This window comes from Pseudomonas sp. CLCA07, assembly GCF_053615335.1.
In genome coordinates this window covers 3,243,242-3,257,581 of the sequence record NZ_CM132131.1, presented here as the reverse complement: position 1 = coordinate 3,257,581, position 14,340 = coordinate 3,243,242, and the positions used below count along the sequence as shown (strand labels likewise).

The 14,340-nt window shown below is 56.2% G+C and carries 8 protein-coding genes and 3 rRNA genes; 5 read left to right on the top strand and 6 right to left on the bottom strand.

The genetic code is table 11. The features are described from left to right. The 3 genes from ACWGZX_RS15100 to lapG form a co-directional block, all read right to left on the bottom strand. Positions 1 to 276 carry a DUF6124 family protein gene (locus tag ACWGZX_RS15100; RefSeq protein WP_452628871.1) on the bottom strand — a complete coding sequence of 92 codons (276 nt, stop codon included), beginning with the start codon at positions 274 to 276 and terminating at the stop codon, positions 1 to 3. 465 nt (positions 277 to 741) lie between these two features. After that, on the bottom strand, positions 742 to 2,688 hold the full coding sequence (gene lapD, locus ACWGZX_RS15095; RefSeq protein WP_452628870.1) for a cyclic di-GMP receptor LapD: 1,947 nt from the start codon (positions 2,686 to 2,688) through the stop codon (positions 742 to 744). Positions 2,689 to 2,702: 14 nt separating this feature from the next. Further along, complete coding sequence (gene lapG, locus ACWGZX_RS15090) at positions 2,703 to 3,395, bottom strand: cysteine protease LapG (RefSeq protein WP_452628869.1); 693 nt, start codon at positions 3,393 to 3,395, stop codon at positions 2,703 to 2,705. Between the two features lie 218 nt (positions 3,396 to 3,613). Here lapG and ACWGZX_RS15085 point away from each other — a divergent pair, with 218 nt between their 5' ends. From ACWGZX_RS15085 to ACWGZX_RS15065, 5 genes are all read left to right on the top strand, one after another. Next, positions 3,614 to 4,324: a GntR family transcriptional regulator gene (locus ACWGZX_RS15085; RefSeq protein WP_452628868.1), complete on the top strand. Its 711-nt coding sequence runs from the start codon at positions 3,614 to 3,616 to the stop codon at positions 4,322 to 4,324. A gap of 681 nt (positions 4,325 to 5,005) precedes the next feature. Beyond that, on the top strand, positions 5,006 to 5,782 hold the full coding sequence (locus tag ACWGZX_RS15080) for a DUF3050 domain-containing protein (protein WP_452628867.1): 777 nt from the start codon (positions 5,006 to 5,008) through the stop codon (positions 5,780 to 5,782). Beyond that, a complete protein-coding gene (locus ACWGZX_RS15075; protein WP_452628866.1) occupies positions 5,779 to 6,708 on the top strand; it encodes a diiron oxygenase in 930 nt (309 codons plus the stop codon). The genes ACWGZX_RS15080 and ACWGZX_RS15075 overlap by 4 nt, the downstream gene beginning before the upstream one ends. A 14-nt stretch (positions 6,709 to 6,722) precedes the next feature. Further along, positions 6,723 to 10,133: an amino acid adenylation domain-containing protein gene (locus ACWGZX_RS15070; protein WP_452628865.1), complete on the top strand. Its 3,411-nt coding sequence runs from the start codon at positions 6,723 to 6,725 to the stop codon at positions 10,131 to 10,133. Between the two features lie 22 nt (positions 10,134 to 10,155). Further along, complete coding sequence (locus tag ACWGZX_RS15065) at positions 10,156 to 10,623, top strand: SRPBCC family protein (RefSeq protein WP_452628864.1); 468 nt, start codon at positions 10,156 to 10,158, stop codon at positions 10,621 to 10,623. A 217-nt stretch (positions 10,624 to 10,840) separates the two neighbouring features. Here ACWGZX_RS15065 and rrf (ACWGZX_RS15060) read toward each other — a convergent pair. The 3 genes from rrf (ACWGZX_RS15060) to ACWGZX_RS15050 all read right to left on the bottom strand — a co-directional run bounded on the left by rrf (ACWGZX_RS15060) (position 10,841) and on the right by ACWGZX_RS15050 (position 14,221). Further along, a 5S ribosomal RNA gene (gene rrf, locus ACWGZX_RS15060) occupies positions 10,841 to 10,956 on the bottom strand. 107 nt (positions 10,957 to 11,063) lie between these two features. After that, positions 11,064 to 11,179: ribosomal RNA gene (gene rrf / locus ACWGZX_RS15055) — 5S ribosomal RNA — on the bottom strand. Between the two features lie 152 nt (positions 11,180 to 11,331). Next, positions 11,332 to 14,221 (bottom strand): 23S ribosomal RNA (locus ACWGZX_RS15050). Positions 14,222 to 14,340 lie beyond the last annotated feature (119 nt).

Genomic DNA, 14,340 nt, shown 5'->3' with positions numbered 1-14,340 from the left:
CTAAATCTTAACTGAACCCGCCGCCAACTCTGGCAACTCAAGATGATCCAGCGCCCGCTCCACCAACAAATGAACCCCATCGGCCATTCGGCTAAGCGCCAGCGCGACGCAGCGGCGTGTGCCTTCTACATCGTCGGCCAGGTCGGCGGCGATGGCGCTGATGGAGAGCAGGTCTTCGGAGGCGTTGGCCAGGAGGGCTTCGGTGGGGATGTCGGGGGAGACGGTGAAGAGGCGGCCTCTGCGGGGAGAAGGCGGATTTGGGGTTACTTTGAACATGGCATGGCCTCAATGATTACAAAGAGGTTGACCCGGTTCGCTTGCACGCGAATAAGGTGGCAGCTATGTGCGGGGTGCAAGACCGAGTAACCACGCCCTAAACCTCGGCAGACCCGAAGGTCTCCCGCACACAGCCGCCATAAAGCAATCGCAACAAGCATGAAAAATGCCTGATGAATGGCCAGAGGCAGTGTTTGGATGTGGTTTCTACCCGGACTTGCACGTCCGTGTCACTGATTATTCAGTGACAAGGCCAGACTAGACCTGCGCTGTGGCTGGAACAAGTTCACCAAAGCCGACGCAATTCGAAGGAAATATCCTAGGAATTTGCCTTCAGATTTATCGGTGCCTGCACTGACGCCTTCGCGGGCAAGCCCGCTCCTACAGGGGAATTGTGAACGACACAGATCAACTGTGGGAGCGGCGGTGCGACGATTCGACTTGCCCGCGATAGCGGCATCCGGCTCACCGCCAAGGCTTGGGCTCACCAAACAACTGCCCCTGAACCCCATAAAGCCCCATCTCCCGAATCACCGACAACTCCCCTTCAGTCTCGACCCGCTCGGCAATCAGCGGCAAATCGATGCTGTGCGCCGCGCGCTGGATCGCTTCGATGAACAGGCGCTTGTCGCTCTCTTGATCAATCGCCCGAATGTAACCGCCATCGATCTTCAGGTACGCCAGCCCCAGCCGCGCCAGGTTGCCGATCATGCTGAAGCGCCCACCAAAACGTTGCAGGCTCAGGGAGAAGCCGAGTTCTCGCAGACGCCACGTCAACTCTTCCAGCATCGCTTGTTCCGGCAGCTGCTCCTCGCCGATTTCCAGCGTCAGGCGTGGCCCCAGATTAGAGTTCGCGCGCAAAATTTCGAAAACTTTATTCAGCGCCTGCGCATCGCCCAACGTCGCCGACGACAGGTTCAGCGCCAGCGATTCTTCGTGATCAGCCATCTGCTCCAGCACCAATTCCAACATCAGCCGATCCAGCCGCGCGGTCCAGCCAAAACGTTCCAGCCACGGCAGGAAGCGCCCGGCAGGAATAGTCTGCCCCTGCTCGTCGACCAGGCGCGACAGCACTTTGTAATGCAACACCAGTTGCGTGTCCTGGCTCGCCACGACCGGTTGGAAATACAACTGGAACCGTCGCTGATTCAACGCCTGATCCAGCAAATTGTTCCAGGCATGATGGTCATCGCCGACACTGGTCGACGCGCTGTGATCCAGGCACGCCCAGCTCGGTTCGCCCTGGGTTTCCGCCTGGGCCAACGCTTGATCGCCCAGTCCGAGCACCGCTTGCGGTGAATCGCCATGTACAAACGGCGCCAACCCGATCGAAGCCACCGAGGCCACGTCGGTGGCGCCCGTCGCATGCAGGCTCGCCAATGCACTGTCGAGGTTCTGCGCCAACTGCAGCGCCTCTTCCCGCACCAGCCCCGGCGCCAGCACGGCGAACTCACCACCGCGAATCCGCGTGACGAGGTTCTGGGTTTCCGGGTACTTGGCACACTCGCGGGACAACTGCTCGCCCACGGCTTTCAATAACTGGTCGGTGCGTTGGCCGCCCAACCGCTGGTTCAAACCCGCCAGGTCCTTGACCCGCAATAACAGCAGATAACCGGAACTGGCCTGCTCCGGATTGCTCACCCGGGTGTTCAATTGCATCTCGAAATAACGACGATTGGCGAGCCCGGTGAGGTTGTCCTGATAAGACTCGACCCGCAGTTTTTCACTGCGTTCGGCCTGTTCCTGGAACAACGCCTTGAGCTTCTCGACCATCTGGTTCATGGCCTGCACCACGCGACGCAGTTCGGGAGTGCGCGGCAGTTCCGGCAGGCTGAGAAATTCGCGGCGGGCGATGGCGTGGGATTGCTTGACCATGTAATCCAGCGGTTTCAATTGCCGACGCAACAACAGCGCCCCCAGCACCGCGCTCACGGCGCCGCAAACCAACAACCAACCAAGACTCCCAAGCGCGCTCTGCCACAGCTTGGCCAGCGCAAACATCGGGTGGCTGACCACCTCGACCCGCGCCGCTTGTTCCCAACCACGACTGACAATCGCATCGCCGCCAGCGGCTTCAAGGCCAATCATTTTGACGAACCAGTCCGGCACGTTGTTGACCGCCGCAATCCCGTTACGCTCGACGATGGTGTTGTCGTTGCTCAGGTCGACGACGCGGATGCTTGAGTAGTAACCGCTGTCGAAAATAGAACTGACCAGCAGCTCGACCATCGCCGGGTCGTCGATGTTCGGCGTCAGGGACAGCGCCAGCGCCGTCGCGGCGTCCTGGGCGTGGGAGCGCAACTGGTTGACGTACTGGGTGCGCGAGCTTTCCAGACTGACCATGAAGCTGCCGGTGAAGGCGACCACCAGGAACAGACAAATAGCGATCAACAGCTGTTTGAACAAAGACATCTGAGCGCGTGCTCCTAGTTTGTCGTTTCGACCGGGAAACCTTCGGCCTGCATTTTCTTCAACACGTCCTGCCAGCGGGACAGACGTTTGGTGTCACCGACCTTTTTGTTGCCCTTGGCGCCGGGCAAGTACAAACCTTCTGCATTGAAAGAGTAGACCGGCAACAGATCGGTTCGTTGGTTGGCCGGCTTTATCTCGTTGATCAGGCTGTCGAGCACCAGCGGCATGGCCTCGGGGCTTGAATAGTAGGTCAACACCATGTGCGCCCGGTTCTGGCGCAACGCCTTGACGTAGGTGATGCGCAGCTTGTCACTGGATACGCCGAGGTGACGCAGGCTGAAATACTTGGCAATCGCATAATCTTCGCAATCACCGGCGCCCTTCCACAGCGCTTCGATGGGCGTTTCCCAATAGTCGACCTCGTGCCACAGGTCGATGTCCTCGACGTAACGCACCTGCTTGTTGAAGAACAGGTTGACCACTTTGAGCTGCTCCAGCTCGCTGACTTGCTTCTGAGTGGCCAGCAACTGCTGCCAGGCATCGATCCGCTGCTGCCCTTCACCTAACGGTCCGTATAAGGCTTGCGCACGGCGGCTGATCAACGAAAAATCCCAATCGGCCTGCAAGCCGCCCAGCATGAGGCCGGCCAGTAGCAGCGCACAACACAGCCAGCGCAAAGTCCGTGGGATCGCGAAACGTACCGCCAATGCGAGGCATCCAGGTCAGGCAAATGGTATTCGGCCGATGGTGCAGGTTAGCCCGATAAAAGACAATGGCACGGTGCAATCACGGACGGCACGCTAGACTTGTATTGTGAATGACATAAAAAGATTGCGATCGAGAACCTGACTTGTTTGACAAGTCTCAGTGCAGTCTCTAGTGTCCATTTGGATCCAAATATTTCAGTCGAATAGGGTGCGTAGTAGTGACACAGAAGCCCAACCCTCTCAGTAGTATCAAGGTCAGCGGGCCGATTCCCGCTCACCTCGCACGTTCGGTGATCGAAGAAACGTTACGCTCGGCGATTCTCGATGGGCGCATCCCTTGCGGCACTGCATTGCGCCAGCAAGATCTGGCCGACCTGTTCGGGGTCAGCCGCATGCCCGTGCGCGAAGCCTTGCGCCAGCTCGAAGCCCAGGCGCTGCTCAACGTTGTCGCCCACAAAGGCGCCGTCGTCGCACCGCTGGTACAGGGCGATGCGGTTGAAACCTATGCGCTGCGGATACTGTTGGAATCTGAAGCCCTGCGGCTGTCGATACCACTGCTTGAGAAAGAAGACTTCGAAGCCGCGGCCTGCCATATCGATGACATGGAAACAGAGCACGACTACTCCGAGATCGGCCGGCTCAATCGCCTGTTCCACATGTCGCTGTACAACAAGACGCCTAACCGTCGGCTGTTGAGTCTGATTGAAGAAGGGTTGAACGAAGAGGAACGTTTCCTGCGCTTCAATCTGGAAGCGATGGGCCTGGGCAAATTGTCTCAGGAAGATCACCGAGCGCTGCTACTGGCCGTGGAAGACCGCGACATCCAGCGCGCGGTAACGATGCTCGAGAATCACCTCAACCGGGGTGTCGAGGTCATTACACGCTACCTCGCCAGCCCTGAAGCGCTGAACAAGAAAACCTCCCGGTAAACCGTACCGGCAAGTTGAGCGAGCAGATCGGACTGCTCGCTTTGGCTTGTCGCGATGACGCTAAGCCCCACGCTAAAGCCCTGTCCTCGATTTCCCCCTCCCACGCCCAATCATTGCACTGAGAAGATGACATCTCAGCGATAGCGGCTGCCGTGATTTACGCTCACTCTTGGACTGCCAACAACCAATGAACGGGCGACGCTGCGCACCTGCGTAACAGTCCCCGCACCAAGAACCTAAGGAAGGAGTCTTGTCACGGGAAAGGAAGCACCGGCGTTAATCCCAGCCAACTTCCCCCCCTAAAACCACTTCGACGATCTAACTATAAAAGTTGCTTCGAGTGAGGCATTCACTCTTCATTTGAATTCTGATGTTTATTAGTCGGAAGGAGTAACTACGCCAAAATAAAACCTCAACCAAAAGTTTTATTGGAACTTGTCGCACCCGAAAACCTTGAACTTTCATTTAATTAAAAAATAACTTGCCCGATACTTTATTCGTGTATTAGTTTTTGTTCGCCGCACTGAATACAGGCCTGCAACCCTGTATCTGCGGACCACTACTCATTCATACAGACCCATCAGCCTGAGGCCTTTGCTCGCCCACAGAAAACTTTAAACGACAGGCATTTATTACCCGCAACTTCATCAACCGCACCTTCGATCACTTATAGGCACACTCATGAACTCGAATAAAGATCGCCTCAACCAGAAGAAAGCAGAACTTAGTGCGCACCCGATTTTCTCTGAAATACATTCGCTCCCGGTACTTCAACGCTTTATGGAGACCCATGTATTTGCAGTGTGGGATTTCATGTCACTGACCAAGCGCCTGCAACAGGAATTGACCTGCGTTCAACTGCCCTGGCTGCCGCCACGAGATCCGCAGGCCGCGCGCCTGATCAATGAAATCGTGTTGGGTGAAGAGTCCGATGATCGTCCAGCCCACGGTCATTACAGCCATTTTGAGTTGTACCTGGATGCGATGCGCGAAGTCGGTGCCAGCACTGTCGCGGTGGAGCGCTTTGTCGCGTTGCAACAAGAAGGCGTGAGTTACGACGTCGCTTTGCAAAGTGTGGACGTCGATCCCGCAGCGGCGCGGTTTGTGCGGCACACCTTGCACACGGCGTTGCATGCACCGGGGCACAGCGTTGCCGCGGCGTTTTTGCATGGTCGCGAGAGTGTGATTCCGCAGATGTTCCAGCGCATTCTCGACGATTGGGGCATCGGCATCGAACAAGCACCAACCTTCCGCTACTACCTGGAGCGGCACATCGAAGTCGACTCCGAAGACCACGGCCCGGCAGCGGAAAAACTTCTCGCCCGGTTGGTCGATGGCAATCCGCAACGCCAAGAGGACGTCTACGCCAGCGCCATTGCCGCCGTAGAAAGCCGCATCGCCCTGTGGGACGGCCTGCGTCTGAGCATGGGCGAACCCTTGCCTGAGGTGAGCGCATGAACGCCGCCGACTACCAATCCTTCGCCGAAGCCTGGGAGAGCCGCGCGACCATCCGTACTCGCCCACGGCGGGTGCTGGAAAACGACGACAAGCTGATCTATCCCTTGAGCCGCCAACCGCTGGTGCTGAGCGAAAACTTCCTGCGTGAATGCCCGGAACAAAGGGACTTTGCCTTGGTGCAGACGCTCTACAAGTTCATCAACGACGTGGTGATTTTCGAAACCGAGATCGTCGACAAGACTGCGCGCAGCATCGCCAAGAATCGCTTCGCCATGACGTTCCCGTTTGCCTGCCGTTACGACGCGATGACCGTGGTCGTGGACGAGGATTACCACGCGTTGGTGGCCATGGACTTCATGCAGCAGACCATCGCCATGACCGGCATCACACCGATCGTGTTGCCGGACGAAATTGAGCTCAGTCGAGCCATCCCGGCGGCCGTGGCGCTCGCGCCCGAACATCTGCGTAGCGCTGTCGAATTGATCTGCGTGGCCATTGCCGAGAACACCGTGACCGGCGATGTCGCGGCGTTCGCCAAAGACGACACAGTCAAGCAGTCGATCAAGGGCCTGATGGCTGATCACCTGCTGGACGAAGGTCGCCATTCCAGCTTCTGGGCACGGCTCGTACGCATCTACTGGCACACCGCGAACGAAGACGATCGCCATTGCATCGCGCAGATCCTGCCGGTGTTCATCGGCCATTACCTGACCAACGATATTCAGAAGTCCTTCGACTTCCGATTGATCGAGTCTTTGCAGATCAGCGAGGCGGCACGTCAGGCACTCAAGTGCGAAGTCTCGGGGTTGGCCTTCCCGATCAATCGCCATCACCCGCTGGTTGCCAACATCGTGCGGTTTTTTCGCAGCAGTTCACTGCTCGATTCGCCGTGCGTGCAAGACGCGCTGAGCGATTACCTGGGTTAACAAGGAGTACATCCATGAGACGTCTCGACATTTTGCTCATTGGGCAAAGCCAGGCCTTGACCGACCTGGCGCTGGAGCTAGAACAACACGGTCATTCGTTAATGCGGTTCGACACGCTCAACGAGCAACCGGCATTTGATTTGCTGATCGACGACGCGAGTTTGCCGTTTGCGGACTTCAGCGAAACACCGCGACTGACGCTGCAGGTGGGTATCGGTGAATCGGAGGTTGGCGGTTTGCCGTCGTTGGACGTGTTGTGCAGTTACAACTCGGCATTGTTCACGCACGTGCCGATTGCCGACGTGCCTTCCGGCAACGGCCAGGCATTGCACCTGCGAGCGGTGGCGGAGCTGGTGGATCACGTCGCGCTGCTGGTCAGCCGCTTCTCCCGGGATACCGAGTATTTTCTGCACGCACAACCGGCAGCGCCTGCTCACTTTGAGCGTGTGGAAAATCTGTTGTGGCTCGAACACCTGGCCTTCATCCATCAGCTCAACTTCACCGAGCAGCCCGGGCTGCTGAAACTGGGCCGGATCCCGTTGATCGAACGCCTCGAACAACGCCTCCTCAAATCTGCTGAACGACCCGCGCTGACCATCGACGGTACGACGCTGAGCTATCGGCAACTGCACGCCCACAGCCGTGCTATCCAACAGCAGTTGCAGCCGCTGCTCGATCAGCATCAAGGGCCATTGATAGTCGGAATCTGTCTGCCGAAATGCAGCGCGTTGTATGCAGGGATTTTGGCAATTCTCGGCAGCGGTGCAGTGTATTTGCCGCTGGAGCCGAGCCACCCGCTGCAACGTCAGCAGTACATTCTTTCAAATGCCGGGGCTGTGCTGTTGCTGCATGACGGCCAGCATCCACTCGCTGACGACATGCCGGGACTGGACATCAGCCGCATCGACGTCGACGACGTGGACCTCGAACAACCCTTGATGCGCCACCGACCCGACCTCGATGCGCCGTGCATGGCGCTCTATACCTCGGGCACCACCGGGCATCCCAAGGGCGTGTTGCTCAGTCAGGCCAACCTTGCGCATTTCACCGCGTGGTACGCCGACTACGTGCAGCTCACCGATCAGAGTCGCGTGTTGCAGTTTTCGTCATTGAGTTTTGACTCGTCACTGATCGACATTTTCCCGACCCTGCTTCAGGGCGCGGAGCTGATCGTGCCCAGTGACGATCAACGTCGCGATCCCTTGCAATTGGTCGAGCTGATCCGCCACCGGCAACTGAGCCACGCGTTTTTGCCACCGGCACTGTTGAGCATTCTGCCGCTGGAGCAGTTGCAGGTTCTGGATAATGTGATGACCGGCGGCGACGTTTGCGAACCCTATGTGATCGAGCAACTGACCCGCCAAGGCAAGCTTTACAACCTGTATGGCCCGACCGAAGCCACGGTGTTGATTACCGCGCGACGATTGCGTAGCGGCGACAGCAATCGAACCCTCGGCGCACCGATTGCCAACAGCCAGGTGCTGATTCTCGATGAAGACTTTCAACCGGTGGCCGACCAGACTGTCGGTGAGTTGTACATCGTCGGACCGGGTGTGTGCCTGGGGTATCTGAACAACCCGCAACAGACCGCCGAACGCTACCTGAAGTTGAGTGTTCCAAGCGGCCAAAGCCTGCGCGCCTACCGAACCGGCGACATGGCGAAGTGGACCCGCGACGGCGTCGAGCTGTGTGGGCGGCGGGATCACCAGGTGAAGATTCGCGGGTTTCGGGTTGAACCGGAAGAGATTGAACGCTGCCTGCGTGACAGCCAGTTGTATCGCCAGTTGACGGTGGTCATCGACAGTCAACGGCGCATCCTGGCCTTCCTCGCGCAGCCTCAGGAGGACCGGCCCGGCACCGCTCGCGAAGCCTTGAAGGCTCACGCGCTGCAGTTTTTACCGGACTACATGCAGCCGGTTGCCTGGACCGAACTGCAAAGCATGCCCTTCGCCAGCAATGGCAAAGTCGACCGCAAAGCACTGCTTGCAATGCCCATCAGCGTCCTGGAAAACACTACTCGGCGCTTACCCACCAGTGCCGATGAGGCACTGCTGCTGGAGATTTGGGCGGAGTTATTGGAGCTGCCGGCCAGCGACATTTCTACCGACGAAAGCTTCTTCAATCTGGGCGGTCACTCGATCCTGTTGTCGCGCATGTTGCTGCGATTGCGGGAGGAGTTTGGCCGCAGTATCTCGATCAACCGCTTCATCGAGTTACCGACGATTGCCAAGTTGGCGACCTTGGTACGCGGCTCCGGCACCGAAGAAGTGTTAAGTGAAAAGGCCTTGGCCGATGCCTTTCGTGAGTTGGATATTCAGCCGTTGCCCATCAGCCAAATGGGAGATGTGCACAAGGTGATCGTGACTGGCGCCAACAGTTTTGTCGGCGTGCACATTGTCGAGGCGCTGCTGGGTTGGGGGGCCACTGAAGTCGCATGCCTGGTGCGTGATGGTGGTGGGCAATCGGCGGTTGAACGCTTTGCTCATGCACTGCGCGAGAACCGTCTGGAGCATCTCGACCTGAGCCGGGTGCGGGTGTATGCCGCGGACATCACTCTTCCGTCTCTGGGGCTGTGCGCCGAGGATTACCAACGTCTGGACCGGGAGTTCGGTGCACTGGTGCACAACGCTGCCAATGTCAATCACGTACTCGATTACGAGTCGCTGGCGCGGGACAACGTCGAACCGATTTTCGAGTGCCTTCGGTTGTGTGAAGGGCGCAGTAAGAAGGTCTTCAACTTCGTCTCTACGCTCTCCGCGTCCAGCACGATTGCAGTCGATGGCCGGGTGCTGGAATTGCCCGCCGCCCAGACACCGCCGATCTACATCAAGAACGGCTACAACCTGTCCAAGTGGGTCGGCGAAAGGATTCTTGAGCGAGCTCGCGAGCGTGGGGTGCGAGTCAATCTTTATCGCCCCGGCAACATCAGTTTCAACAGCCTCACGGGTGTCTGTCAGCCCCACAAAAACCGCTTGATGCTGATGCTCAAAGGCTCGATCCAGCTCGGCCAGGTGCCGGCGTTCGCGCTGAATTTCGACCTGATGCCGGTGGACTTTCTCGCCCGGTTCATCGCCTTCCATGCCAGCCGCTATCAGCCTGAAAAAGCGGTGTTCAACCTGCACAACCCCGAACCCCTGAGCTGGGATGACTACGTAGCGTCCTTTCGCGAGGCTGGGCGGGAATTCTCCATGGTCAGCGTCGCTGACTGGCAGCAGCAACTGGACCGGGTTGACAGTGACAACGCGCTGTTCGGCGTACTCGGTTTTTACCTCAACGGCTTTGAGGAAGACATCGGCGATATCTCGATGATCGGCCACGACAACGCCCAGGCCGGCGTGCGGCAGATGGGCACGCACTACCCGGAAAAATCCCCGGCGCTGCTGCGTCGTGGCTGCGACTACCTGAAAGAAATCAACTTCATCTGAATTAACCAAACGGAGCAAAACCATGAGCACTCTGCAACCCGATACCCTGATTAAAAACCCTCAAGGCTGCCACGTGGTGTCGTCTGTGGAAGTACCGGCCAAGGCGGCGGAAGTCTGGGCAATCGTCGGCAACTTCGCCGGCTTCGATCAGTTCATCCCGGCGCTGTCGCACATCGAAATGACGGGCGAAGGCGTGTCGTCCTTGCGCAAAAAATTCTTCAAGGACGGCAACCTGGTGGTCGAACAACTCAACTCATGGGATGACCACGCGTTGAACATGACCTGGACCACGATCTACAACACGTTGGGCGTGGCCAATTTGTGGGCCGCGATGAGTGTTGAGCCACTGGGAGCGGGTAAGTCCCGTGCGACCTGGACCATCATCGCCGAACCGGCACAGGGTGGTGCTGAGGCCCTGCCGGGGTTCAAGGAGTTTGTGCAGGGGTTTGCCGATGATGCGATGAACAATGTGTTGAAGCTGTTTACGTAAGGCTTCGTTTTCGCGGTGACAGGTACATCGCTGACCAGGAACGCGTGACATCCAGTTCTGCAAGCTGCTAGAGGTCAGATCACCAGCACCCATAAACGGCATACAAAAAAGCCAGCCCCTGATTTGCAGGGGCTGGCTTTTTTGTTCTGCGGAATTTGACCAGTCTAAAACGACAAAACCCCTGTCTGCGTTAGCAGACAGGGGTTTCGGAATTTAATCTTGACGATGACCTACTCTCACATGGGGAAACCCCACACTACCATCGGCGATGCATCGTTTCACTGCTGAGTTCGGGATGGGATCAGGTGGTTCCAATGCTCTATGGTCGTCAAGAAATTCTGTGACCAGCCCGTTACAGTCGTAACGTGCCAGAAAAATGAGTGACTTCTACTAAAACAAAACCCCTACCTGCATACGCAGATAGGGGTTTCGGAATTTAATCTTGACGATGACCTACTCTCACATGGGGAAACCCCACACTACCATCGGCGATGCATCGTTTCACTGCTGAGTTCGGGATGGGATCAGGTGGTTCCAATGCTCTATGGTCGTCAAGAAATTCGGTAGCCAGGTCGTTTACCTTTCGGTTCACGCTCCAGCGAATGGGTATGCAATAGATTTGTGTGTTTCGTTTCGAACTTTCGGTTCTTTCGTCTTCACACACCGCAATCTGGCCTCTTTCGAGTTCGCAAATTGCTTGGGTGTTATATGGTCAAGCCTCACGGGCAATTAGTATTGGTTAGCTCAACGCCTCACAGCGCTTACACACCCAACCTATCAACGTCGTAGTCTTCGACGGCCCTTCAGGGGACTCAAGGTCCCAGTGAGATCTCATCTTGAGGCTAGTTTCCCGCTTAGATGCTTTCAGCGGTTATCTATTCCGAACATAGCTACCCGGCAATGCCACTGGCGTGACAACCGGAACACCAGAGGTTCGTCCACTCCGGTCCTCTCGTACTAGGAGCAGCCCCTCTCAAATCTCAAACGTCCACGGCAGATAGGGACCGAACTGTCTCACGACGTTCTAAACCCAGCTCGCGTACCACTTTAAATGGCGAACAGCCATACCCTTGGGACCGGCTTCAGCCCCAGGATGTGATGAGCCGACATCGAGGTGCCAAACACCGCCGTCGATATGAACTCTTGGGCGGTATCAGCCTGTTATCCCCGGAGTACCTTTTATCCGTTGAGCGATGGCCCTTCCATACAGAACCACCGGATCACTAAGACCTACTTTCGTACCTGCTCGACGTGTCTGTCTCGCAGTCAAGCGCGCTTTTGCCTTTATACTCTACGACCGATTTCCGACCGGTCTGAGCGCACCTTCGTACTCCTCCGTTACTCTTTAGGAGGAGACCGCCCCAGTCAAACTACCCACCATACACTGTCCTCGATCCGGATAACGGACCTGAGTTAGAACCTCAAAGTTGCCAGGGTGGTATTTCAAGGTTGGCTCCACGCGAACTGGCGTCCACGCTTCAAAGCCTCCCACCTATCCTACACAAGCAAATTCAAAGTCCAGTGCAAAGCTATAGTAAAGGTTCACGGGGTCTTTCCGTCTAGCCGCGGATACACTGCATCTTCACAGCGATTTCAATTTCACTGAGTCTCGGGTGGAGACAGCGCCGCCATCGTTACGCCATTCGTGCAGGTCGGAACTTACCCGACAAGGAATTTCGCTACCTTAGGACCGTTATAGTTACGGCCGCCGTTTACCGGGGCTTCGATCAAGAGCTTCGCGTTAGCTAACCCCATCAATTAACCTTCCGGCACCGGGCAGGCGTCACACCCTATACGTCCACTTTCGTGTTTGCAGAGTGCTGTGTTTTTAATAAACAGTCGCAGCGGCCTGGTATCTTCGACCGGCATGGGCTTACGCAGTAAATGCTTCACCCTCACCGGCGCACCTTCTCCCGAAGTTACGGTGCCATTTTGCCTAGTTCCTTCACCCGAGTTCTCTCAAGCGCCTTGGTATTCTCTACCCAACCACCTGTGTCGGTTTGGGGTACGGTTCCTGGTTACCTGAAGCTTAGAAGCTTTTCTTGGAAGCATGGCATCAACCACTTCGTCACCCAAAGGGTAACTCGTCATCAGCTCTCGGCCTTAGAATCCCGGATTTACCTAAGATTCCAGCCTACCACCTTAAACTTGGACAACCAACGCCAAGCTGGCCTAGCCTTCTCCGTCCCTCCATCGCAATAACCAGAAGTACAGGAATATTAACCTGTTTTCCATCGACTACGCTTTTCAGCCTCGCCTTAGGGACCGACTAACCCTGCGTCGATTAACGTTGCGCAGGAAACCTTGGTCTTTCGGCGTGGGTGTTTTTCACACCCATTGTCGTTACTCATGTCAGCATTCGCACTTCTGATACCTCCAGCAAGCTTCTCAACTCACCTTCACAGGCTTACAGAACGCTCCTCTACCGCATCACCTAAGTGATACCCGTAGCTTCGGTGTATGGTTTGAGCCCCGTTACATCTTCCGCGCAGGCCGACTCGACTAGTGAGCTATTACGCTTTCTTTAAAGGGTGGCTGCTTCTAAGCCAACCTCCTAGCTGTCTAAGCCTTCCCACATCGTTTCCCACTTAACCATAACTTTGGGACCTTAGCTGACGGTCTGGGTTGTTTCCCTTTTCACGACGGACGTTAGCACCCGCCGTGTGTCTCCCATGCTCGGCACTTGTAGGTATTCGGAGTTTGCATCGGTTTGGTAAGTGGGATGACCCCCTAGCCGAAACAGTGCTCTACCCCTACAGTGATACATGAGGCGCTACCTAAATAGCTTTCGAGGAGAACCAGCTATCTCCGAGCTTGATTAGCCTTTCACTCCGATCCACAGGTCATCCGCTAACTTTTCAACGGTAGTCGGTTCGGTCCTCCAGTTAGTGTTACCCAACCTTCAACCTGCCCATGGATAGATCGCCCGGTTTCGGGTCTATTCCCAGCGACTAGACGCCCTATTAAGACTCGCTTTCGCTACGCCTCCCCTATTCGGTTAAGCTCGCCACTGAAAATAAGTCGCTGACCCATTATACAAAAGGTACGCAGTCACCCAACAAAGTGGGCTCCCACTGCTTGTACGCATACGGTTTCAGGATCTATTTCACTCCCCTCTCCGGGGTTCTTTTCGCCTTTCCCTCACGGTACTAGTTCACTATCGGTCAGTCAGTAGTATTTAGCCTTGGAGGATGGTCCCCCCATATTCAGACAAAGTTTCTCGTGCTCCGTCCTACTCGATTTCATGACCAAGAGATTTTCGCGTACAGGGCTATCACCCACTATGGCCGCACTTTCCAGAGCGTTCCGCTAATCTCAAAGCCACTTAAGGGCTGGTCCCCGTTCGCTCGCCACTACTAAGGGAATCTCGGTTGATTTCTTTTCCTCAGGGTACTTAGATGTTTCAGTTCCCCTGGTTCGCCTCTTAAGCCTATGTATTCAGCTTAAGATAACCATCTTATGATGGCTGGGTTCCCCCATTCAGACATCTCCGGATCAAAGTCTGTTTGCCGACTCCCCGAAGCTTTTCGCAGGCTACCACGTCTTTCATCGCCTCTGACTGCCAAGGCATCCACCGTATGCGCTTCTTCACTTGACCATATAACCCCAAGCAATCTGGTTATACTGTGAAGACGACATTCGCCGAAAATTCGCAATTTAACTCACAAATTTTACCTTAGCCTGAGCCGTTACCAGTGAAAGTAACGTTCAGTCTAT